This window comes from Spongiactinospora rosea (assembly GCF_003315795.1).
Classification (GTDB): domain Bacteria; phylum Actinomycetota; class Actinomycetes; order Streptosporangiales; family Streptosporangiaceae; genus Spongiactinospora; species Spongiactinospora rosea.
On sequence record NZ_QMEY01000022.1, the window covers coordinates 97,801 to 119,850 of the forward strand.

Consider the following 22,050-nt stretch of genomic DNA (forward strand, 5'->3'; position numbering starts at 1 on the left):
GCTGCGTGCGTGACGTTGCGCGCCTGGAGGCGACCCGGGCCGAGCCGGACCGCGCGGCCTCGGTCCGGTTGTGGGACACGTCCGGACGCGGGTCGGTGTGGGTTAGCCGGGGACACTGGACGGCCTTCCTGGCTGCGGTACGTGCGGGCGAACTCCTGCCAGAGCGTGGCACGGTCCCGGGTTCGGTACGCCTCCCGCTCGGGGATCTGTTCTCGGGGTACGTCGTGTCCGTCCTGATCACCAGCGAGCAGGCGTGGGAAGCCTTCCAACTCGCGGTGATCAACGGCGACTTCGACGACATCTGACCCCTTGCAGCCCGTGCTCGAATGACGTACGCCGCTATCGTTCTGTGGTGCAAGCACATCCTTCACACACCGTGGAGGGCTGGGCTTTCGTAGGCACCCCTGGAGAGGAGGGCGAAATGCCCGTTCCTCTCAAAGTGCTCCAAATCAGCGCCCTCGCCCCGAAAACCCGCAGGTCATCGAGAGTGCTCCCCCGCGCCCACGGGGATGGTCCCAGTTTCAGCTCGTAGATGTGCCTGACGCCTTTGTGCTCCCCGCGCACGCGGGGATGGTCCCACGCTTGGGCCTGCGGTGACGTGGCTGTGGAAGTGCTCCCCGCGAAGCGGGGATGGGTAGTCCGGTGTGGGGCCGCCAGGGCCGGGGTGGTTGGTCAGAGGGTGGCGATGCGGGTGGACAGGTGGGTGGTGGGGAGGTCATGGGGGTCTCGCCAGGCGAAGGTGATGATCTCTTCGGGCTGGATGGAGATCTGGGACGGCTTGGTCCAGAAGGCGAAGCGGAAGTCGGCATGCCAGTGGGCGGGTTCGCCCTTGGCTGGGTTTGCCGGGATCTCGTGGATGTCGATGTCTATGGGGCTGATGTCCTGGGCAGGTGGGGAAACGGCATGCTGCCAGGGAATGCCGGTTTCCTCTTCAAGCTCGCGTAGGGCCGCGCTGTACAGGCTGTGGTCCTCGGGCTCGACGTGCCCCCCAGGCAGTAGCCAGCGGTCCAGGGCGCGGTGGTGGATCAGCAGTACGCGGCCGGTGGTGTCGATGGCGGCGGCGCTGCATGTGACGTGCAGCGGGAAGGTTGTGCGGGCGGTCAGGTCCGTACTGTCGGGGGCGTCGGCCAGGCGGGCGAGGTCGTGGCCGGGGTGGGTGGCGAGGTACCGGGCCAGTGTGGCGCGGATCTCCGTACGGGAGACGGTCATGGCACCTCATGGAAGTAGGTCGGCCACGTGACCGCAATCGACTGCCGAACTTGTGCAGGAACTTCGCTTATGGCCTTGGCGGTCAAGATCTCGGGCTCGTCGATGCTTGGGGGCATGGCTCAACCTCGTCCGGCCGAAAGAGGTAATGTAATTAGGGGCGAAGTTAGATTACGTTAGGCGTATGGCGAGAACTCGTCCTGCCGAGGTGACCGGTTATCGGAACGATGGTGTCGGTACCGCCGTGGCGCTCATCAATGCCGTGACCACCGCCGAGTCCCCAGCGGAGACGTTGGGGCCACTGCTGGCCTCGTTCAACTTCAAGGTGGACGTACCGCTGACCTCCGACGAGGTGGAGGCTCTAGCCACCTGGGCGCGGGGGTTGCGGCCGGTGTTCGTTGAGGATGATCAGGAGCGGGCCATCGGCCTCCTCAATGAGGTGATGGTCGATGTGCCCATGCAGCCGCACATCTCCGACCATGGCCTCGGGCCGCACCTCCACTACGGCCGCCCAGGGGCCGGGCTGGTCGATCGGGTCAGGGCGAATACGGCGGTGGCGCTGGCGTTCGTGCTCTGTGAGTACGGTGGCGGCAGGCTTGGCGTGTGCGCGGACGCCGGGTGTGAGCGGGTCTATGCCGACATCTCGCGCGGCCCGCGCCGCCGGTACTGCTCCAAGACGTGCCTGAACCGCAACACCGTCGCCGCCTACCGCGCCCGCCGGTCCGTACCCCAGGGCGAAGGCCCGGCCTGATGCGACGGGTGGAGGCTCGCCGCAGCCTGCTGGTCCTGGCCGGGGCGCTGTTACTCATGAAGTCCACCTGGTTCTCCGCGACCGCCGTGATCCCCCAGGTCAGGGAGGTGTGGCAGGTCGCGCCGGACGCCGTGCCGTGGCTGACCATCGCGGTGCAGTGGGGGTTCATGGCGGGGGCGGTGCTGTCGGCGGTGTTCGTGGTGTCCGACGTGCTGCCGCCGATCCGCCTCATCATCCTGAGTTCGGCCGGGGCCGCCGCCGCGAACCTGGCGCTGCTCATGGCCGGCGACGCGCTGAGCGGCGGGCTGGCCCGGTTCGCGACGGGGTTCTTCATCGCGGGCGTGTACCCGCCCTCGCTCAAGCTCATCTCCACCTGGTACCGCGACGGGCGCGGGGCCGCGATGGGGCTGCTGGTGGGTGCGCTGACGGTGAGTACGGGCGTACCGCACCTGGTCAACGGCCTGGGCGGGCTGAACTGGCGTACCGTCATCGTGGCCACGTCCGCGCTGACCCTGGCGGGTGGGTTGGTCACGCTGACCCTCATCAAGGAGGGCCCGTACCCGTTCCCGGTCGCGGTGCTGAACCTCCGCCAGGTCGGGCTGATCCTGCGCGACCGGGGCACCCGATTAGCGGTTATCGGCTACCTGTGCCACATGTGGGAGCTTTACGCGATGTGGACCTGGTTCCTGCTGTTCTTCTCCGAGGCGCTGCGGGCGCGGGGGATGGCGGGGTCGGTGCTGGCCGTGTACGTCACCTTCGGGGTGTTCATCGCGGGCGGGCTGGGCAACTACACGGGCGGGCTGCTCGGCGACCGGATCGGGCGGGAGCGGGCCGCGATCGTGATGATGGGCGTGTCGGCGTGCTGTGCGGCGTTCATCGGCCTGCTGATGGGGGCGCCGCTGTGGGTGCTGGTGCTCGTGGCGCTGGTGTGGGGGTACAGCGTGGTGGGGGACTCGTCGCAGTTCTCCACATTGGTCACTGAACTCGCCGACCAGAGCTACGTGGGGACGGCGCTGACGTTGCAGATGGCGGCCGGGTTCCTGCTCACGGGCGCGACGATCTGGCTCGTCCCGGCGATGGAACAGGCGGTGGGCTGGCGCTGGGCGTTCGCCGTACTCGCGCTCGGCCCGCTGGCGGGCATCGTGGCCATGACCCGCCTGATCCGCCACCGCCGCCACACCGCCAACGGCACGACGGCTATGGGTCGTTCGACGCGTGGTGGCGGCACCGTTGGGTGAGCGGCCCGCCCGGCCATGGCCGCAGAGGTCGAAAAGCGCGTTAAGAGCGCCCGGCGTACGTGACCGGCCAGGGAACGGCGCGGCAGCCCTCCCCCTCTCCCCCTGATCAAAGGTCATATCTGTATGACGGCCGGGGCGGCCAATGGCTCGGGCAAACGCCGTGTGACCTGGGCGGATGCGCCCACCAGGTGGCCGCTCTCACGTGGCCGCGCACTGGCCGGGGCGTGAGCGGGCCGATTCTGACGCCTTTCTGAGCCGGGCGGCCCGGCCGAGGAACGCCGCCGCGGCGGCGGGGCACGGGCCCCACGGAAGGCCCGTGGTCCCGTGCCCGTCTGCCTGGGGCCGTCACTACGGCGGCATGAACTCCCGCCCGCATGGCTCGCCCGATGACCCCCGGCTAAGCGAAGGTGTCCGGCCCGGCCAGGCCCCCGCAGTCCAGGATCATCCAGGCCCCCTCGCCGCTCGCATAGGCCCGGCCACGATCTTGGGGCAGTGAGGACGCTGGGCTTCAAGCCCTGGAGGACAGTCGGCGTCCTGGTGGTCGCGCTCGCGGCCCGGCGTCCGACGACGCCCCGCTCATCTGACGGCCCTCCCGATTCGTCCCGGGAGGGCCGTTGTCCTTTCCAGAGTTCGGACAACCCGAGATGTGCACCAGATCCTTCTCCCGAACCCGAGGGGCCGCTGGTATCAACCGCTGATGGAGCGCTGCTGCGCTACGCGACGGATGGATGGACGGCCGGCCGGCACCATCTCGCAGCGGCACGATCGGGGCCAGGCTACGCATCGGCCCTACGACCTTCTGAGAGATGCCCGGACTCAGGCGTCGGCGAAGTCCACGTGGCGAACCGGCGGGAGTGGGTCATCGGCGGGTTCGTAACGCGGCCACTCCTCTGTGCCACATTCGGCAGCATGGAGCGCACAGCGCACGTTCGCCAGGAAGAGCCTGATCGCATCCCGCGAGGTAGATGCTTCGATCCCAAGCAAGATCGACATCTTTCGCTCTGCGACGTTCGCGGTGACGTCGGGCTCTACTATCCCAGTGTCGATGGCCTGGAGCTTGAGCAGCTCGTCGAAGACGCGGTCAGTGAAGTCGTCGAACGCCTCGTCGCTGTCTGCCGAGTCAGTGCAGACGAAGACCGCATCCAGTCTCAGGTAGTGCGCCATCTCTGCTCCTCACCAACAAGTCACTCGCTTCAACTGCCCGAGCAGGTGCCTCAGGCAGTTGGGATCTGACGGTGTGCTCGGCATCGTCTTCTTGCACTTGCGGGCGCACGGGCAGTACATCTTGTAGTGACCGTTGCCGCCTAGTGTGACGGTCCAGCCCCTACTCTCCGCTTCTCTGAGGACAGCCTCAAACTCCTTGATCTTGTGTCGAGGTCTGCCCACACGCCACCTTCAAACCTAGAGTCTACGTTTTGGTCAGCCCCCTGGAACAGACCGTCTCACCAGCACTTTGCCATGGGAGCCATCGCTTGATGTGGGCTTTACCTAGGTTGGCCGGTTGACGGTCCGGCTTTGCGGTGTCATGCGAAGATTGCGACTTGGCCCGATGGTGGCGGTGGGCGAGTGGTGTGGTGCTCGCCTAGAACGGTGCATGCGAATCGGGCTCAGCGCCGTGTTCGGGCGGCTGAGCAGACGGCTGAAGGCTGGATTTCCGGTATAGACCTTATTGTCCCTGTGGATGGTTACTTTTTGGGCCTTATAGCGAATGGTGGGGATTAAGGGACAGGTGGGTGGGGCGGCGTTAGCATCGGCGGCATGCGTCTGGTGTGGAGTGCTCCTGTCGTGATGGTGGTCGTCGCGGGTGCCGTGGTGGGGGTGCCTGGGGCTCAGGCGGCCTCGGGCGGGCGGGTCGTCGGGGATGGGACGGCGGGGAGTTGTACGTCGGAGGCCGTGGTGGCGGCGGTGGCGCGGGGTGGGCGTATCACGTTCTCCTGTGGGCCCCGGCCGGTGACGATCGTGATGAAACAGACTGCCAAAGTACGGAACACCAGCTCACGAGTCGTGATCGACGGCGGGGGTAAGGTGACGCTCAGCGGAGCGGGTGTGCGGCGGATTCTGTACATGAACACCTGCGACAAATCCCTCACCTGGACCACCTCGCACTGCAATGACCAGGCCACCCCGCACCTCACCGTGCAGAACATCGCCTTCACCCGTGGAAACGCCACCGGCCAGCGCAAGGACGGCGGCGGTGGGGGAGCGATCTTCGTGCGCGGCGGGCGGTTCAATGTGGTCAATTCGCGTTTCACGAACAATCGCTGTGACCCGACCGGCCCGGACCTCGGTGGCGCGGCCATCCGCGTCCTGGATCAATACCGCGACCGCCCGGTGAGCATCGTGAAGGGCGTCTTCTCCGGCGGCGTCTGTGCCAACGGCGGGGCGCTGAGCGGCCTGCACGTCTCGTTCCTGATCCAGAACAGTGTCATGACCGGGAACCGGGCGATCGGGTACGGCGCGAACCCGGCGCAACGCGGCACACCCGGCGGCGGCAGCGGCGGGGCCATCTACACCGATGGCGATCGGTTCACCGTGCGACTGGTGAACACGCGCGTCGAGAACAACTCCGCCAAGGAGGGCGGCGGGGCGATCTTCTTCGTCAGCAACGACCGCACCGGCACGCTCAGCATCGAACGCTCGACACTACGGCGCAACCGAAGCGCCAGGTTCGAGACGACCGGATATCCGGGGATCTTCTTCCTGGGTGCGGGCAAGCCGAAAGTGATCTCCTCGACCATCCGCTGAGGAATTGCGCGTATCACGGGTACCAGGCGACGAAGAGCAAAGCCAGTATTTCGTCGTCCGCGTCGCGGGCCTCGAAACCGCGTATGGTGCTCTCCCACACCGGGAATGACAGCACATTCGCTCCGGAAACCGGGTCCACGAGATCGTCGGTCCAGTTGCCCCGCCGGGAAAGGGCCTCCTCGGAAAGCAGCGACCGTTCGATCCTGAGTATGGTCTCGCTCTTGTCCCCCGAGTGCGGGAGCGTTGCGCGCTCGGCGCCCACGCTCCACAGGCAGGCGTAGTCGCGGAAGTGCGGGCCGTTGTCGTAGCCCTCGTCGTCCCACTGCGCGTCGGCGAGCCGGTCCGGCGGGACGAGCGGCATGAACAGCGTGTTCACGTAGTAGCGGGTGGGTCCGTCCGCGCCGAAGAGGTCGTACCGGTCGGTGCCCGCATAGACCGGATATCTGCCCGGTGGCACTCCGTGATAGAACGTGCCGTCTTTGGTTAATTCGGGAGTGGACCAATTGACGTCTCCGTCGGTGACGAGGTCGCCGGCCCGGTCGATCCATTGCGGCGGCGACCCGAACATCTCCTCCAGCTCCAGCTCTACCCAGGTCCTTCTGACGAATTCGGGAGCGAAAGCGTCCATATCCACGACGAGGACTCTCGCACATCGGCACGGCCGCCATCAACACCACATCGAACTTTAATATGCCAGTAAAACGCGCTAATGGCCGATACGGTCAATGGCCGACCGGCCGCACGCTGGGTTTCGGCGGCCTTGGCCGCCTGTCGTGGCCGATGTCGGCATCCGGGCAGGTACAGGTGATTTGGGGCGTGTCGTGAAGGTTGCTGTGGCTTACGATCGGTTTGCGAGTCTCGCCGTGGCGCCTGGGGGGGAATGCCGACGGGCCCGATGGTGTTGCCTGGAGTGTAGTTGAAAGTTCAACTGTAGGGAGGGGCCATGCCCGCCATCACCGCCGATACGTTGACGCTGCCGCGCGTCGCCCAGGCCGGACCCGCTGAGCAGCGGGCGGTGCTGTCGGTGACCACGGCCCCGAGCGGGTTCGAGGGCGAGGGGTTCCCGGTACGCCGGGCGTTCGCCGGTGTGCCCATGTCCTCCCTCGACCCCTTCCTCCACATGGACCAGATGGGCGAGGTCGAGTACGCGCCCGGCGAGCCCAAGGGAACGCCCTGGCACCCGCACCGCGGGTTCGAGACCGTCACCTACATCATCGACGGCGTCTTCGAGCACCAGGACTCCAACGGCGGCGGCGGGACGATCACCAACGGCGACACCCAGTGGATGACCGCGGGCGCGGGCATCCTGCACATCGAGAAGCCGCCGGAGCACCTGGTGGTGTCCGGCGGGCTGTTCCACGGCATCCAGCTATGGGTCAACCTGCCGCGCGCCAACAAGTTCAACCCGCCGCGCTACCAGGACATCCGCGGCGGCGAGACGGCACTGCTGTCCTCGTCGGACGGCGGCGCGCTGCTCCGGGTGATCGCCGGTGATCTGGCGGGGCACAGCGGCCCCGGCGCGACGTTCACGCCGATCACGCTGGTCCACGCGACCGTCAGCCCGGGGGCGGTGCTCGACCTGCCGTGGAACCGGGAGTTCAACGCCCTCGCGTACATCCTGGCCGGTCAGGGCACCGTCGGCGGTGAGCGGCGGCCGGTGCGCAAGGGGCAGCTGGCCGTGTTCGGGCAGGGCCGGGGGCTGACCGTGGCGGCCGACACCCAGCAGCCCACGGCCGAGCCCAACCTGGAGGTCCTGCTGCTCGGCGGCCGGCCGATCAAGGAGCCGGTGGCGCACTACGGCCCGTTCGTGATGAACACCAGGGCCGAACTCGTCCAGGCCATGGAGGACTACCAGGCCGGCCGGCTCGGCGTCATCCCGGCCCAGCACATGCCGCACACCGGCCGCTGACCACCGGGGCGGCGCCCCGGTCGTCGGGTCAGGGTGACGGCGCCGGAGCAATGCTCGGGAAGGGGTGTCCTGCCGACAGTCGTTCGATGAGGGCCGGCAGGGCCTCCTTCCCGCCGTTCGCCGCCGCCCAGCGACTCACCTGGCAGGCGGCCTCGGCGTACACGCGGGCATCCGCCGACGCCGCGCGCAGCCAGTCGCCGAGCGTGGCGGGCAGGGAGCGGCGGGGGGCGATCAGGCAGCGGTCGCCGCCCGGGGCGAGGTACCGGGGATCATCGCTGACCAGGACGGCCAGGCCCTCGTCGAACCACTGCGGGACCTCGGCGCCGCCCAAGCGGGCGTGCAGCTCCACATGGGTCAGCTCGTGCGAGGCGATCACGGGATCGATGCCGCGCGGGGACAGCATCACCGACCGGTTGAGCACGGCGATGCCGCGCTCCCGGCCACCGCCGATCCTGCGGTAGCAGTCGTCCGACCGGCACACGAGGACGTCGGCCGTGCTCGCCCGCCCGCTGAAGAAGTCGCGTACCCGCTGGTTCGCCCGCTCGACGACCTCGGCCACGTGCCGGTGGTCGGCCGGTGCCAGGCCGGGTTCGGCGTACAGGCCGGGCCGGATCCGCTCAAGGCCGTAGCAGCCGGGACAGGTGGTGGCCGCGACGGACGGGAAGGCGATGGCGGTCAGCGCCACGGCCGCGACGAGGAGGACCGCGGTGACCGCGCCCGCGATCCGCCAGGACTTCCGGCGGCGGCTCGTCCCCCGGCGGATCAAGGGCATGTGGACCTCCTTGGAGACCGGCTGTCCGGCACTGGGCACTTTTACTACCCTGTGATACTTTATAGTGGTACTCAACGACACTGAGTACTGAAGGAGGGCGGGGTATGAACCTCTGGGAGACCATGACAGGGAGCGATCTCACCAGGGAATGGAAGGCGTTCGAGGCTCGGGCGGCGGTATTGCCGGCCGACTACCAGGCGGCGTGGGAGAAGATCAAGCTTCACCTTTATCCCTACTCGAACTTCACCGGCCGCAACCTGATGCCGATTCTCGACGGCGTTCTCGGGCTGCTCGAAGAGACGGCATCCGACGGGCAGAGCATTCACGAGGTGCTGGATGACGACATCGAGGGCTTCTGCGCGGCGCTGGCCGGCGGAGAAGGCGCCCGGACCCATCGCGATCGGTGGCGCGAGCAGTTGAACAGGAACGTCGCCAGGAAACTGGGCCGGCTGGGAGGTTGACGTGGGAATCCAGGACATGATCGAGGGCAAGCGGCAGTGGCGGGCGCACATGGCCCGGGTCAAGGCCCTCCCGCCGGATTACGAGATCGTCTACAAGGAGATCCAGCGCTACTTCTTCAAGGTCGGGCCGGTCGGACTGGACGACGGGACCCTCCTCTCGGGGATTCTCGACTTCTTCGAGCAGGGCGCGGCGACCGGCAAGGGGGTCCTGGAGCTGATCGGCGACGACGTCGCGGCCTTCTGTGACGACCTGGTGAAAGACTCGCCCACCTACGCGGACCTCTTTCAGGAATCCATCGCCGGGGAATCCGGCGAGGCCGGGAATTGACACCTGCCGGGTCATTTGCCCGGCGGCCGGGATCGCAGGCCGAGACCGGCGTACACGGTCTCGGGAGGCGTGGCGGCCGTCCGTGCCGCGAGATCCTCGAAATAGATCCAGAAGTGCAGCGGCGCGTGGTTGTGCCGCTCCGTGTAGACGTACGGGGCCAGGGCGTCCCACAGGCGCACGATGTTCGTGCCGTAGGAGCCGATGACCAGGCGCTGGTCGATCATTCCGTGCGCCACGAGCTTTCCCAGGTCGTCGTAGAAAAGCCCGATGGTGTTCACCTGTGCGCGGGCCTGCTCGGGCAGGCCGCGCCAGCCCCTTTCCGCCTGGTATTCATGGGCCAGCATGGTCAGGACGTACTCCTGCGCCTTGAACCACGCCGGGTTCCGCGAATGGAGGAATGTCTCCAGCACCACCGGGAGGTGAAGGCCCCCACTGGCCAGGCGGATCTGCCGGAGGGTCAGAAATACGGAGATCGCGAGCGCGGTGAGGGAGACCGCCAGTGTGGCGAGGTTCAACACGAGGGTCGCGTCCACCAGCCGAATCTACAGGCCGCCGTACGATTCGTCCCGCCGCGTTCCAGCCGATGGCCGTTTAGCATTCTGGGTGTCGATCACCGGCCTTCGGGAGTGAAAACGTGGCACAGTCCATCCCCCATGACCGGCCCGAGCAGCTCAAGCAGATTCAGAGCGGGCTCATGCCCGGCGAGCAGATCATCGCCGTCTACGACGCGATCGGCGCGGGGACGGGGTTCCTCGGGCTCACCAATCAGCGGGTCATCGTCCAGGACAAGTCGTTCATAGGCAAGAAGATCGCGATCACCAGCATTCCGTACTCGAAGATCACGAGTGTGAGCGTGGTCAGCAACAAGTCGTGGGCGGGGTCGTTCTTCTCCTCCGGCTCGATCGCGCTCAACGTGGGCACGCACGTGTACGAGGTCGAGTTCCGTGGCGATGAGAAGAGCCATCATGTGCACAACGTGATCCTGCACTTCATCGCCAAGTCCTGACGCCCTGCGGGTCAGCCGCCGAGGGCTTGGGCGGGCGGCGGGAGTACGGGCCGCCCATGAGGAACGGTACGGCTGAGCGGGCGTGCCGGAGGGAGAAGCGGGTAGGCGTCCACCTTCAGGGCTTTTCGGCGATGCGCACGAGGCACGAGGACTGAGGAGGAGCCGATGCTCGATCACCTGGTGTACGCCACACCGGATCTCGACGCGACGGTCGCCGAACTCGCCGACCGGCTCGGAGTACGCGCCGCCGAGGGCGGCAGGCACCTCGGGTACGGCACCCGCAACCGGCTGATCGGCCTGGGCGGGCGGCGGTACCTGGAGATCGTCGGGCCGGACCCGGAACAACCGGCTCCGGCCGGGGGCCGGTGGTTCGGTGTGGACGCGCTGGCCGGGCCGTCCCTGACCACCTGGGCCGCGCTCGCGACCGACATCGAGGAGCAGGCGGGCAAGGCCCGGGCCGAGGGCTACGACCTGGGCGAGGTGCTGGAGATGAGCCGCGCGTCCGCGAACGGCGGCGCGATCCTCGAATGGCGGCTCACCCCGCCGCGCGCCGGAAGCCTCGTGCCGTTCCTGATCCAGTGGGGGAGCACCGCTCACCCGGGCGCGTCGGGACTCCCCCCGGTACGGCTGGTGTCGTTCGCCGCCGGGCATCCCAGCCCGGCGTCCGTCCGCGACGACCTCGCCATGGTCGGCGTCACCCTGGACGTCTTCCCCAGCGCCCGCCCCATGCTGGTCGCCGTCATCGAGGGCCGCCACGGCCCCGTCCGCCTGGTGACGGCCTGAGCCCCGTCAGGGGCGGTGTTCGGGGTGGTGTTCCTGCCGGTAGTCCTGCAAGGGGTCGGTGACCGGGGCGGGTGGGGCGTCGAGCTGGCGGGGGCCGGCAGTGGCGGGCTCGGGGGCGGCGGCGTCGGCCACGGCCTCCTCGGCGGCCCGGGCCGCGCGGGCGGCTTCGGCCGCCGCGGCTGAGGCGGCCTCGGAGGCGCCGCTGGTGACGCTCTCGCGGGTGGCCTCCGACGGCGGGAGCGCCTGGGTGAACGCCTTGGAGACGCCCTGCAACGCCGAGGTCACCTCGCTCGGGATGACCCAGAACGTGTTGTTCTCGCCCTGCGCGAGCTGTGGCAGCACCTGGAGGTACTGGTACGCGAGCAGCTTGGGGTCGGGGTCGTTGCGGTGGACCGCCTGGAAGACCTGGTCGATCGCCTGGGACTGGCCCTCGGCCTTCAGGATGGCGGCGGTGCGCTCACCCTCGGCCCGCAGGATGTTGCTCTGCTTCTCACCTTCGGCGGTGAGGATCTGGGACTGCCGCTGGCCTTCGGCGTTGAGGATGGCGGCGCGCTTGTCCCGCTCGGCGCGCATCTGCTTCTCCATCGCGTCCTTGATCGTCTTGGGCGGGTCGATCGCCTTGATCTCGACGCGGTTGACGCGGATGCCCCACTTGCCGGTGGCCTCGTCCAGCACCCCGCGGAGCTGGCTGTTGATGGTGTCGCGGGAGGTGAGCGTGCTCTCCAGGTCCATCGAGCCGATGACGTTACGCAGCGTCGTCACCGTGAGCTGCTCGATCGCCTGGATGTAGTTGGCGATCTCGTAGGCCGCCGCCCTCGGGTCGGTGACCTGGAAGTACAGCACGGTGTCGATCTCGACGACCAGGTTGTCCTCGGTGATCACCGGCTGCGGGCGGAAGGAGACCACCTGCTCGCGCAGGTCGATCATCGGATAGACCCGGTCGATGTACGGGATCACGAAGTTCATGCCGGGCTTCAGCGTGCGGCTGTAGCGGCCGAGCCGTTCGACGTTCCTCGCCCGGGCCTGCGGCACGATGCGCACCGACTTGAGCACCGTGATCACGACGAAGAAGACGATGACGGCACCGACTATGAGCAGGGGATCCATATGTTCACTCCCGCGGATATACGAGGGCCGTGGCGCCCTCGATCTTCAACACGTCTACGGTCGCGCCCTCCGGGATGACGAGTGTCTCGTCATAGGCGCGGGCCGACCATTCCTCTCCGCCGATCTGTACCCGTCCGGCACGCCCGGTGACCTCGGTGACGGCGTACGCGGTCTGCCCCACCAGGGCCTCGACCCCGAAACGCTGCGACGGGGGAGGCTGGCGCAGGTGGCGGACGACGACGGGGCGGATCAGCACCAGCCCGGCGGCGCTGGCCAGCGTGAACACCACGAGCTGCAGGGGAACGGGCAGGCCCAGCGCGGCGGCGATGGCGGTGATCACGGCGGCTCCCCCGAGCAGCCCCAGGGCGGCGGTCATCGTCAGGATCTCGGCGACGCCCAGGACCACGGCGAGGGTCAACCAGATGACCCAGTCGTCCATGCTTCGGCCCTCCTGTGAGGTTCAACGCACGTGGGCGCGCAAAGGTTCCCCAGGCGTCTACCGTAACGCCGGGGGCATGGACCACGGAATGTTTGTGATCAGCCCGTCATATGCCGTTCATCGGGCGTCTCGCGCAGGCAGGATCGTTCCGGACACTTCGCCCAGCGTGATGCGTCCGCCGTCCGCTCCGGGCGCGGTCGCGGTGATCGTCACGGTGTCGCCGTCCTCCAGGAAGGCGCGGGTCTCGCCGCTGGGGAGCTTGATCGGGTCGGTGCCGTTCCAGGTGAGTTCGAGCAGCGAGCCGCGCTGGCCGAACTCCGGGCCGGACACCGTGCCGCTGGCGAACAGGTCGCCGGTGCGCAGCGAGGCCCCGTTGACGGTCATGTGGGCGAGCATCTGGTCCGGGGTCCAGTACATCTCCCGGTACGGCGGGCGCGCGACCGGCTCGCCGTTCAGCTCCACGACCAGCGCGAGGTCCAGCCCCCAGGGCTCGGACCGGCGCAGGTAATCCACAGGCTGTGGATCCTGCTCCCGCCCCGGCACCCGTGCCGCCGCAAGGGCCGCCAGCGGCGTCACCCACGGCGAGATCGACGTGGCGAACGACTTGCCCAGGAACGGCCCCAGCGGCACGTACTCCCACGCCTGGATGTCCCTGGCGCTCCAGTCGTTGAGCAGCGTCACGCCGAAGACGTGGTCGGCGAACGCGCCCGCGGGCGACCCGAACGCGCTCGGCGTGCCCACCACGTAACCGACCTCGGCCTCGATGTCGAGCTTGGCGGTCGGGCCGACGTCACCCGGCCTGCGCTGGCCGCTCGGCCGGGTGACCGGGGTGCCGGACACCACGACCGTGCCCGCCCGCCCGTGGTAGCCGACCGGCAGGTGCCGCCAGTTCGGCTTCAGCGGCTCCTGGTCGGGCCGGAAGATCTGGCCGACGTTGGAGGCGTGCTCCAGCGAGCAGTAGAAGTCGACGTAGTCGGCGACCTCCACCGGCAGCAGCAGGGTGACCTGGTGCAACGGGATCAGGTGCCGGTCCTCGCCGGTGGCCAGCAGGTCGCGCACCCGTCCGCGGGTGTCGTCCCAGAAGGCCCGCCCGCGGGCCATGAACGGGTTGAGGCTGCCCGCGGCGAACACCTCGTCGCCCAGCGCCGCGGCCAGGTCCAGGACGTGATCGCCGAACCTGACGCCCGTCCGCGGCGGTTCGCCGTTGCGGGCGAACACCCCGTAGGGCAGGTTGTCCAGGCCGAAGCCGGGCGTCGCATTGGTCACCGGGGCTCCTTCGTGCGTGCGGTACCGGGGAGCAGGCCGAGTTCGGCCAGGTCGTCAAGAGGGGCGGAGGTGGAGCAGGAGCCGTAGGAGACGAGCAGCGATCGGGTCCGCTCGGCGGTCTCCTCCGAGGTCGCGTGGGCCAGGGCGACGAGTTCGGCGGGGTCGCAGATCTCCAGGACCGCCACCGGGTCACGGCCTTCGACGGCCGCGCTCACCGCGAGCACCAGGTTGAGGAACCCGTGCCGGTAGACGCCGAAGGACGGGTCGGGGTGGCGGACCGCGTGGTGCAGCCCGGCGGTCGCCTTGAACGGCACGCCGTCGCGTACGCAGTGCCGGATGAACCCGCCCAGCTCGCGCGTGCTCGGGAACGCCTCGGGCGTCAGGCCGCCGCAGCGGACCTTCAGCCCGACGCCCGGGGCCACCTGGGCGGGCGGCGAGCCCGCCGGTACCTCGACGAACAGCCGCCCCTGCGGCGGCAGCCAGGGCACCAGCCGCTCGCCGCGCGGGCCGGGCACCAGCGCGCCCGACGGCATCTTCAGCTCCACGAACTCCACCGTCAGCCCGTCGAGGTCGGGCGGCTGGTCGGTGTCCATGATCAGGCCGAGCCGGATGTCCCCGGGCTCGTGCCGCAGCAGGTCGGGCACCCGGCTGGCCGGGCACAGGAACCGGTGCGTGAGCACCGGGCTGCCGGCCGCCTCGTCGGCGTGGTGCCTGGCCAGGGCGTCGCCCATGGGCAGCGAGGTGGGCGGGAACAGTCCGGCGTCGTCCACCAGATCCGTAAAGAGCCGGTTCATCCCGTACTCCAACATGTCGTCAACGGGCCCAAGTCCAAGCGTAGGCCGAATCCTCACAGGCCAGCGCGGCGGGGCCGAGGTCCAGCGGGCGGAACGTGTCGATCATCACGGCCAGCTCGCTGGTGGTGCCGACCCCGCGGGACACCGCCTCAACGACCGCCTCGACCGCGCCCGGCTGCGGGCCGTGCGTGAAGCCGGCCGGGTGCAGCGAGATGGACCCGACGTCGATGCCCGACCCTTTGCGTGCGCTGTAGTCGCCGCCCACGTAGAACATGAACTCGTCGGAGTCCACGTTGTGGTGGTTGTAGGGGATCGGTATCGCCTCGGGGTGGAAGTCCAGCGGGCGCGGGCAGAACGAGCAGATCACGAACCCCGGGCCCTCGAACGTCTGGTGGACCGGCGGCGGCGCATGGGTGCGCTTCACGATCGGCTCGAAGTCGGCGATGTTGAACGCGTACGGATAGAGGTAGCCGTCCCAGCCCACCACGTCGAACGGGTGGTTCTTGTACGTGAGCCGGGTCAGCCCGCCCCGGGTGCGGACCAGCACCGGCACGTCGGTGCCGTCCCGCTGCAACGGCTCGGTGGGCCCGCGCAGATCGCGCTCGCTGTAGGGGGCGTGCTCCAGCAGCTGCCCGTACTGCGACAGGTAGCGCTTGGGCGGGCGGATGTGCCCGGCGGCCTGGACGGCGAGCACCGTCACCGGCTCGCCCGCCGGGACCCATCGGTGGATCGTGCCGGTCGGGATCACCAGGTAGTCGCCGGGACCGGCGTCGATCGCCCCGTAGGTGGTCTCCAGCCGGACCTGGCCGCTCTGCACATAGACGCACTCGTCGCCCATGGAGTTGCGGTACAGCTCGCTGGCGCTGCGCGCCGAAGCGTACGAAATGCGGACGTCTCCATTGCCCGCCAGCAGGTGCCGGCCGGTGACGAGGTCGCCGGTCTCGGGGAGTTCGGTGGTGCGGAAGTGGCGCGGCGACAGCGGCAGGTTGGCCGCCAGCTCGCTGCGCGGCTCCTCGGCGACCGCCTCGGACTTGATGATCGCGGTGGGCAGGTAACGGTGGTACAGCAGCGAGGAATCGGAGGAGAAGCCCTCCTCGCCCATCAGCTCCTCGGCGTACAGGCCGCCGTCCGGCCGCCTGAACTGGACATGGCGCTTACGTGGTACCTCGCCGACGACTCGGTAATACGGCATGCCTGTCAACTCCGGGCTCGTCCGTTTATCGGACACGTATGTCCTATATACGTACGACCCTCTGAGATTGGCAAAGCATTGTCAAGCGAGCGCCCGGGACAGTTCCCCGGCGGCGGCCAGTACCCGCGGCCCGGCCACTGCGGCGTCCAGCGCCCCGAACGTGACCACCCCCACCGACGCCTCCAGCCCCGGTGGGCCGCTCAGCGGCGCGGCCAGCCCGCGCGCCCCCTCCTGGAGCTGGCCCTCGGTGACCTGGTAGCCGCCCCGGCCCTCGCGCAGCGCCAGGATCGCCAGCCCGGCCGCGCCGCTGGTCAGCGGATGCCGCGCGCCCTCGCGGTAGGCCACGTGCATGTCGGTCCAGGACGGTTCCACCACCGCCACGGCCAGCCCGTCGTCCCCCTCGGCCACGGTCAGGTGCGCGGTCGCGCCCGCCCCCTCGGCCAGGGCGCGCAGCGTGGGCAGCGCCGCCGCGCGCAGCAGCGGATGCACCGCCCGCGCCAGCGCCAGCACGCCGAATCCCAGGTGCACCCGGCCGCGCCCGTCGCGGCGGGCGAACCCCTCGCTCTGCAACGTGGTCAGCAGCCGGTAGAAGACCGGGCGGCTCAGCCCGAGCGCCCCCGCCAGCTCCGAGGGCGTGCGCCCGCCGTGCCCGTCCGCGAGCAGGCGCAACAGGCGCAGCCCGCGTTCCATGGTCTGTGACGACTCCGCCATTGTTCGATTATGAAAGGCATGAGGTCTGCGGTGGTGGCAGGGGCCGGGATCTGGGGCGCGTCGGTGGCGCTGGCCCTGGCCGAGGACGGATGGCGGGTCACCCTGGTCGAGCGGCACCAGCCGGGGCACCTGCGGCAGGCCAGCGCGGGGGAGACCCGGCTGCTGCGCTGCTCGCACGGCGACGACGAGTGGTACGCGAAGCTGGCCCGGCGGGCCAGGGACGGCTGGCGGGAGCTGTCCCGCCGGGCCGGGGAGGAGCTGTACACCGAGTCGGGGGTGGTGTGGTTCGCCCGGCGGGCGGACGGCTGGGAACGGCGCAGCGCGGCCGTCCTCGCCCGGCTGGGCATCCCGCACGAGGTCTGGGAGCCGGACCGGGCCGCCCACATGTTCCCCGGCTTCCGCGGCGATGACCTGACGTTCGCGCTGTGGGAGCCGCTGGCGGGGGTGCTGCGGGCGCGGCGTGCCGTCCAGGTCACGGCCGGGCTGGCGCTGGACGCGGGCGTGCGGCTGGTACGCGGGCGGGCCGAGCCCTACGGCGCGGGCGCGGTCCGCGTCGGCGAGGAGGTGATCCGGGCCGACCGGGTGGTGTGGGCGGTCGGCGCCTGGCTGCCGGAGGTGTTCCCCGAGGTCGCCCGGCGTACCGGGCTCATGGTGACCCGGCAGGACACCCTGCACTTCGCCGCGCCCGCCGAATGGGCGCTGCCGCCGGTGCCCGCCTGGCTCGACTACGACGGCTCGATGTACGGGCACGGCGATCTCGGCGGGGCCGGAATGAAGGTCACCTCCGATGAGGAGGGCCCGCCGTACGAGCCGGAAGGCGGCGACCGGCGGGTGTCCGCGCGCGGCGAGCAGGTCGCCCGCGCCTACCTGGAACGCCGCTTCCCCGCGCTGGCCGGGGCGAACGTGCTGCTCGGCCAGGTGTGCCAGTACGGGCTCACCCCGGACGCCGAGTGGATCATCGCCGAGGTCGCCGAGGACACCTGGGTGCTGGGCGGGGATTCCGGACATGGCTTTAAGCACGCTCCGGCGCTCGCGGCGTACGTCCTGGCGGTCCTGAACGGCGAGCGCGAGCCGGAGACCCGCTTCGGCCTGCACGGACGTACGGCGACGCGCGGACTGCGGACCAGCGGCGGCACCGACCTGTCATCCGGAGTTAAGGGCGATCTTGACTCTTAGGTCTGGCTTGTCGGGTTACGGATGGGTAAGGTTTCTGGCGATCTCCGTTCCGGCGACCGCGCCGGTTCCAAAGCCCCCCGGGGAGCAATACGACATGCGATGGAACCTCCGCAGGACGCTCGCCCTGGGGGCGGCCGTCACACTGATCGGCGTGGGCCTGCCCAGCGCGGCGTACTCGGAGCGCGACCCGAACCTGTGCAAGGAGCTGTACGGCCCCAGCGCGCCGGACTACATGGTCTGCGACAACATGACCGCGCCGGAGGACGTCCTGGACGTCGTCAACTTCTGGCTGAAGGACGACGGCAAGAACCTCAAGGACGCCGAGCCGAACCCGCCCAACGTCGCCGACTGCTCCGAGCCGGGCGCGGTCTGCCCCGAGGACGGCGAGGGCGACGGCACGCCGCGCGGTGACGGCGACCCCGCGCCGGACGACTACAAGGAGCCCGAGGGCAAGCCGGAGTGCGACACGCCGGGCTCGATCTGCTCCATCGACGGCACCCCGGTGGACGCCCGCAAGCTCGCGGTCGGCGCGGCCGACATCCAGGGCGCCGCGCAGACCGCCGAGGGCCGCGCGCTGATCTCCGCCAAGGACGCCGGGCTGCGGGCGTGGATCGACACCGAGCTGGCCGACGACTGGAAGGCCGGAGCCGAGCAGTTCGCCGCCGCCGTCAAGCGGGTCGGCGCGCTCGCCGCCCAGCCGGGCGTGCAGGGCATCAGGTTCACCTCCCAGCTCGGCTACAACCAGACGTTCACCGACGCCGGCCAGATCGCGAAGTTCGTCACGGCCACGTCGGCGGCGCTGCGGATCGCCGCGCCGGGCAAGAAGCTCGCCGTGCACACGGTGGTGCCCGAGCTGGCCTGCGGCGCCGACGACACCTGCAAGCAGGCGATGGCGCAGAAGTACCCGCTGCTCACGCCGGACAAGGTCGAGTCGTACCTGACCACCGGCGCGGTGGACCACCTCGCGCTGGACAGCGGCCTGATGCGCAGCGAGTACGCCCCCTACAAGCTGGACGCCAAGCGGGCGCTGCGCAACCAGTGGGTGCAGATCCGGGCCCGCGCCTGGGACGCCTTCCTGCACATCGCGGCCGAGGACGCGTCGTTCGCCGGGGCGGGCGGCTCCAAGCTCACCGCGCAGCAGACCACCGGCGTGATCGCCGAGCGGGTCAGCCAGGCGATCATGGACGGCGCGGCCGAGACGGTCAACCTGTGGAGCCGCTGGCAGGACGACCAGGGGCAGGTCTACCGGATCATGGGCGAGAAGCACGCCGGCAGCGCGAGCTGGGACCAGCTCACCAAGCTGGACGAGATCCGGCCCCGGCTGGCCACCCTCTACAACCCGGGCGCGCCCGAGGTGGACCCGGCCGCCGACCTGAAGAAGCTGTCCGAGGCGTTCGGCCAGGTCTTCGTGACCGTCGGCTGAGCTGTACGTGGAGAAACGCCCCGGTTCGCCGGGGCGTTTCTCATGGGGCGTCCAGTGTGCGAGCGAGCACCCCGGCCAGCACGGCGTGTGCGTCCGGCCCCGCAGGGTCGGAGGTCCGCCAGGCGATGAACCCGTCCGGCCGGACCAGCGTCGCCCCCTCCGGGGACGTACCGGACATCTCCGGCCAGCGGCCCTCCACGTCGATCGCGTCGCCGCCGATGACATCGCCGATGACATGGCCGGTGAGCGGCAGGCCGCGGGCCCTGGCGACCGCGTCGGCCGCCCGCGCCCATCCCCCGCCCTCGGCCCCGGCCAGCAGGACCATCCCCCGAGCCCACAGGTCCACGGTGGACAGCCGCTCGCCGCCGATCTCCAGCCACACGTGCGGCACCCGGCTCCCCGGCTCGCCGCCCGGCCGCCGCGGGTCCTCCACGAGCGGCCCGTCCGTGCCCGGCGGCGGATATCGGTAGCCGAACAGCAGGCTGACCTCGTCCAGCAGTTCCGTCTCGGGCGTGCCGGAGGGGTTCGCCCGGCCGAACCACGCCGTCCGGGTGGCCACCGCCTGGTTCATGGTGATCTCGGCGATCGGCCGCCGCTCGGCGTCGTAGCCGTCCAGCAGGGCGGGACCGGCCCAGCCGCGGCTCACGTACGCGAGCTTCCAGGCCAGGTTCGCCGCGTCGTGGATGCCGGTGTTGCCGCCGTAGGCCCCGGCGGGCGGCATGACGTGCGCGGCGTCGCCCACCAGGAACACCCGCCCGTCGGCGAACCGGTCGGCCACCGCCGCGGTCGTCTGCCAGGGCGTGACGTCGAGGACTTCGACGTCCAGGCCGGGGATGCCGGTGGCGGCCCTGGCCAGCTCCACACAGCGGGCGGCGGGGAACAGGTCGGCGGCGTCGCCGTCCGCCGGCCGGTACCGGACGTGCAGCGAGATCCGGTCGCCGACCACCCGGACCATCCCGGAGAAGCCCGGATTGCTGACCTGGCCGATCACGAACCGCTTGCCGCGCAGCGCGTCGCCGAGGTCGGCCCGGACCATGATGGCGGCCACGTTCTCCAGTACGCCGGGACCGTGCCGGTCGATCTTGAGCCGGTCGCGGATGGCGCTGTCCGCCCCGTCGGCGGCCACCAGGTACCCGGCCTCCACCTCGGTACGCGCCCCGGTCGCGCGGTCGGCCAGCACGGCGGTCACGCCGCCGGGGTCGTTGGCGAACGCCACCAGCTCGGTGCCGAACAGCAGGTCCGCGCCCAGGGCCTCGGCGTGCTCGCGGAGCACCGGTTCGAGCACGTCCTGGGACAGGATCGCGTCGTCGGCCGGGCTCACGTCGGAGTAGTCGGCCTGCGCGCCCCGGGCGTTGGGCGGCCGCAGCCAGCGGTGGTTCGGGCTGGTCAGGCTCTCGGCCCAGAGCAGGCCGGTGCCGTCCAGCGCCCAGGGCCCGGCCGCGCGCACGGCGTCCTCCACCCCGGCGGCGCGGAACAGCTCCAGCGTCCTGGCGTTGTAGCCGGGGGTGCGCGGGTGGATCGAGGTGCCGGGATGGCGTTCGGCCAGCGTGACGTCCAGCCCGTGGCGGCTCAGGAACAGCGCGGTGCACAGGCCGCTCAGGCTGCCGCCCACGACCAGCACCGGCGTCGTTCGGACGGACATGAGGTCCCCTTGCGTCGGCGAAGGGCTTAGGTCGAGCCAATCATCGCCCGACATGTCCGGCAATCAACGGACTGAAAAGACTTTCTCCGGGTTCTCGGGTACGGAGAGGGATGTGGCGGACAAACTCGGCAGGTACCGCGGCAAGCGCGACCCCCGGCGCACGCCGGAACCCGTGCCGGAGCACGCGCGGCCCCCGGGGGAGGGCGACACGTTCGTGGTCCAGGAGCACCACGCCCACGCCCTGCACTGGGACCTGCGGCTGGAACGGGACGGCGTACTGGTCTCCTGGGCCGTCCCCAAGGGCCTGCCGCCCGACCCCCGGACCAACCACCTGGCCGTGCACACCGAGGACCACCCGATGGAGTACGCGGCCTTCGAGGGGGAGATCCCGCAGGGGGAGTACGGCGGCGGGACGATGACGATCTGGGACCGCGGCACGTACGTCACCGAGAAGTGGACCGACCGGGAGGTCAAGGTCGTACTCGCCGGGGAGCGGGTCTCCGGGCGGTACGTGCTGTTCCACACCAGAGGCCGCAACTGGATGATCCACCGGATGGACCCGCCCGCCGCCGGGTGGGAGCCGCCGCCCTCGCCACTGGCCGCGATGCGCCCGGTCACCCGGACCCGGCTGCCCCGCGACCAGGGGGCCTACGCGTACGAGTTCGCCTGGCCGGGACGGCGGGCCTTCGCGTACGTGTCGGGCGGGCGGCTCACCCTGCACGCCGGTTCAGACGACATCACGGGGGACCACCGCCGGCTGCGCGCGCTCGGCGGCGAGCTGGGCAGCCGCGCGGTGGTACTGGACGGCGAGGTCGTCCCCCTCCAGGGCGACGAACTGTACGTCTGTTACGACCTCGTCTACGACGACGGCCGGTCCCTGCTGGACGAGCCGTGGTCGCGCCGCCGCGCCGCGCTGGAGGCCCTGTCCGTGCGGGGCGCGCGCTGGCAGACCGCGCCCGTCTGGCGCAGCGGCCCGCAGGACGTACGGCGGGCCGCCCGCGAGCAGGGCCTGCCCGGCATCGTCGCCAAGCGGCTGGACTCGCGCTATGAGCCGGGCGCGGAGTCGGCCGCCTGGGTGTACGTGCCGGGCTGAACGGCCAC

At 70.1% G+C, this 22,050-nt stretch carries 25 protein-coding genes; 12 read left to right on the forward strand and 13 right to left on the reverse strand.

Annotated elements, in window-relative coordinates; all coding sequences use genetic code 11:
• Nucleotides 1-5 precede the first annotated feature (5 nt).
• Nucleotides 6-305, forward strand: a complete 300-nt coding sequence (locus DP939_RS34910) for a hypothetical protein (protein ID WP_147268251.1) — start codon at nt 6-8, stop codon at nt 303-305.
• Between the two features lie 367 nt (nt 306-672).
• Here DP939_RS34910 and DP939_RS34915 read toward each other — a convergent pair whose 3' ends face one another.
• Complete coding sequence (locus DP939_RS34915) at nt 673-1,209, reverse strand: NUDIX hydrolase (RefSeq protein WP_113985114.1); 537 nt, start codon at nt 1,207-1,209, stop codon at nt 673-675.
• A gap of 241 nt (nt 1,210-1,450) precedes the next feature.
• Between DP939_RS34915 and DP939_RS34920 the strand changes: the two genes are divergently transcribed.
• Both DP939_RS34920 and DP939_RS34925 read left to right on the forward strand, forming a co-directional pair.
• Complete coding sequence (locus DP939_RS34920; RefSeq protein ID WP_158578865.1) at nt 1,451-1,957, forward strand: CGNR zinc finger domain-containing protein; 507 nt, start codon at nt 1,451-1,453, stop codon at nt 1,955-1,957.
• On the forward strand, nt 1,957-3,195 hold the full coding sequence (locus tag DP939_RS34925) for an MFS transporter (protein ID WP_199565618.1): 1,239 nt from the start codon (nt 1,957-1,959) through the stop codon (nt 3,193-3,195). The genes DP939_RS34920 and DP939_RS34925 overlap by 1 nt, the downstream gene beginning before the upstream one ends.
• A gap of 816 nt (nt 3,196-4,011) precedes the next feature.
• On the opposite strand, the gene DP939_RS34930 is transcribed toward DP939_RS34925, so the two are convergent.
• Complete coding sequence (locus tag DP939_RS34930) at nt 4,012-4,359, reverse strand: hypothetical protein (protein WP_113985116.1); 348 nt, start codon at nt 4,357-4,359, stop codon at nt 4,012-4,014.
• A gap of 665 nt (nt 4,360-5,024) precedes the next feature.
• On the reverse strand, nt 5,025-5,261 hold the full coding sequence (locus DP939_RS46440; RefSeq protein WP_158578867.1) for a hypothetical protein: 237 nt from the start codon (nt 5,259-5,261) through the stop codon (nt 5,025-5,027).
• On the opposite strand from DP939_RS46440, the gene DP939_RS34940 reads away from it, so the two are divergent.
• On the forward strand, nt 5,260-5,940 hold the full coding sequence (locus DP939_RS34940) for a hypothetical protein (RefSeq protein ID WP_158578869.1): 681 nt from the start codon (nt 5,260-5,262) through the stop codon (nt 5,938-5,940). The two genes, DP939_RS46440 and DP939_RS34940, sit on opposite strands and share 2 nt — an antisense overlap.
• 13 nt (nt 5,941-5,953) lie before the next feature.
• Here the strand turns inward: DP939_RS34940 and DP939_RS34945 are convergent, their stop codons facing one another.
• A complete protein-coding gene (locus DP939_RS34945; RefSeq protein WP_113985119.1) occupies nt 5,954-6,568 on the reverse strand; it encodes a hypothetical protein in 615 nt (204 codons plus the stop codon).
• A gap of 315 nt (nt 6,569-6,883) precedes the next feature.
• Between DP939_RS34945 and DP939_RS34950 the strand changes: the two genes are divergently transcribed.
• Nucleotides 6,884-7,849: a pirin family protein gene (locus DP939_RS34950; RefSeq protein WP_113985120.1), complete on the forward strand. Its 966-nt coding sequence runs from the start codon at nt 6,884-6,886 to the stop codon at nt 7,847-7,849.
• A gap of 28 nt (nt 7,850-7,877) precedes the next feature.
• Here DP939_RS34950 and DP939_RS34955 read toward each other — a convergent pair whose 3' ends face one another.
• Nucleotides 7,878-8,621, reverse strand: coding sequence for a hypothetical protein (locus DP939_RS34955; protein WP_113985121.1), 744 nt, complete (start codon nt 8,619-8,621; stop codon nt 7,878-7,880).
• Nucleotides 8,622-8,725: 104 nt separating this feature from the next.
• Between DP939_RS34955 and DP939_RS34960 the strand changes: the two genes are divergently transcribed.
• On the forward strand, nt 8,726-9,082 hold the full coding sequence (locus DP939_RS34960; protein ID WP_113985122.1) for a DUF1048 domain-containing protein: 357 nt from the start codon (nt 8,726-8,728) through the stop codon (nt 9,080-9,082).
• 1 nt (nt 9,083) lies between these two features.
• Nucleotides 9,084-9,410, forward strand: coding sequence for a DUF1048 domain-containing protein (locus tag DP939_RS34965; RefSeq protein WP_113985123.1), 327 nt, complete (start codon nt 9,084-9,086; stop codon nt 9,408-9,410).
• An 11-nt stretch (nt 9,411-9,421) separates the two neighbouring features.
• Here DP939_RS34965 and DP939_RS34970 read toward each other — a convergent pair whose 3' ends face one another.
• A complete protein-coding gene (locus tag DP939_RS34970; protein ID WP_113985124.1) occupies nt 9,422-9,943 on the reverse strand; it encodes a DUF4760 domain-containing protein in 522 nt (173 codons plus the stop codon).
• Between the two features lie 101 nt (nt 9,944-10,044).
• On the opposite strand from DP939_RS34970, the gene DP939_RS34975 reads away from it, so the two are divergent.
• Together DP939_RS34975 and DP939_RS34980 are read left to right on the forward strand one after the other, a co-directional pair.
• Nucleotides 10,045-10,416: a PH domain-containing protein gene (locus tag DP939_RS34975; RefSeq protein ID WP_199565619.1), complete on the forward strand. Its 372-nt coding sequence runs from the start codon at nt 10,045-10,047 to the stop codon at nt 10,414-10,416.
• Nucleotides 10,417-10,581: 165 nt separating this feature from the next.
• On the forward strand, nt 10,582-11,199 hold the full coding sequence (locus tag DP939_RS34980) for a VOC family protein (protein WP_113985125.1): 618 nt from the start codon (nt 10,582-10,584) through the stop codon (nt 11,197-11,199).
• A gap of 6 nt (nt 11,200-11,205) precedes the next feature.
• On the opposite strand, the gene DP939_RS34985 is transcribed toward DP939_RS34980, so the two are convergent.
• The 6 genes from DP939_RS34985 to DP939_RS35010 form a co-directional block, all read right to left on the reverse strand.
• Nucleotides 11,206-12,306 carry an SPFH domain-containing protein gene (locus DP939_RS34985; RefSeq protein ID WP_113985126.1) on the reverse strand — a complete coding sequence of 367 codons (1,101 nt, stop codon included), beginning with the start codon at nt 12,304-12,306 and terminating at the stop codon, nt 11,206-11,208.
• Nucleotides 12,307-12,310: 4 nt separating this feature from the next.
• Nucleotides 12,311-12,745, reverse strand: coding sequence for an NfeD family protein (locus DP939_RS34990; RefSeq protein WP_113985127.1), 435 nt, complete (start codon nt 12,743-12,745; stop codon nt 12,311-12,313).
• A 117-nt stretch (nt 12,746-12,862) separates the two neighbouring features.
• Nucleotides 12,863-14,011, reverse strand: coding sequence for a fumarylacetoacetase (gene fahA / locus DP939_RS34995; RefSeq protein WP_113985128.1), 1,149 nt, complete (start codon nt 14,009-14,011; stop codon nt 12,863-12,865).
• On the reverse strand, nt 14,008-14,805 hold the full coding sequence (locus DP939_RS35000) for a hypothetical protein (protein ID WP_199565620.1): 798 nt from the start codon (nt 14,803-14,805) through the stop codon (nt 14,008-14,010). Before DP939_RS35000 ends, fahA begins: the two co-directional genes overlap by 4 nt.
• Nucleotides 14,806-14,824: 19 nt before the next feature.
• Entirely contained in the window at nt 14,825-15,997 is a 1,173-nt protein-coding gene (locus DP939_RS35005; protein WP_113985130.1) for a homogentisate 1,2-dioxygenase, read from the reverse strand.
• An 81-nt stretch (nt 15,998-16,078) separates the two neighbouring features.
• Nucleotides 16,079-16,708 carry an IclR family transcriptional regulator gene (locus DP939_RS35010; RefSeq protein ID WP_113985131.1) on the reverse strand — a complete coding sequence of 210 codons (630 nt, stop codon included), beginning with the start codon at nt 16,706-16,708 and terminating at the stop codon, nt 16,079-16,081.
• An 18-nt stretch (nt 16,709-16,726) separates the two neighbouring features.
• Between DP939_RS35010 and DP939_RS35015 the strand changes: the two genes are divergently transcribed.
• A complete protein-coding gene (locus tag DP939_RS35015) occupies nt 16,727-17,884 on the forward strand; it encodes an NAD(P)/FAD-dependent oxidoreductase (RefSeq protein WP_158578871.1) in 1,158 nt (385 codons plus the stop codon).
• Between the two features lie 94 nt (nt 17,885-17,978).
• Nucleotides 17,979-19,307 carry a hypothetical protein gene (locus tag DP939_RS35020; protein WP_113985133.1) on the forward strand — a complete coding sequence of 443 codons (1,329 nt, stop codon included), beginning with the start codon at nt 17,979-17,981 and terminating at the stop codon, nt 19,305-19,307.
• 40 nt (nt 19,308-19,347) lie between these two features.
• Here the strand turns inward: DP939_RS35020 and DP939_RS35025 are convergent, their stop codons facing one another.
• Nucleotides 19,348-20,949: an FAD-dependent monooxygenase gene (locus DP939_RS35025; protein ID WP_158578873.1), complete on the reverse strand. Its 1,602-nt coding sequence runs from the start codon at nt 20,947-20,949 to the stop codon at nt 19,348-19,350.
• Between the two features lie 112 nt (nt 20,950-21,061).
• Between DP939_RS35025 and DP939_RS35030 the strand changes: the two genes are divergently transcribed.
• Nucleotides 21,062-22,042 (forward strand): DNA polymerase ligase N-terminal domain-containing protein, encoded by a 981-nt coding sequence (locus DP939_RS35030; protein ID WP_113985135.1) that lies wholly within the window; start codon nt 21,062-21,064, stop codon nt 22,040-22,042.
• Nucleotides 22,043-22,050: the final 8 nt, after the last annotated feature.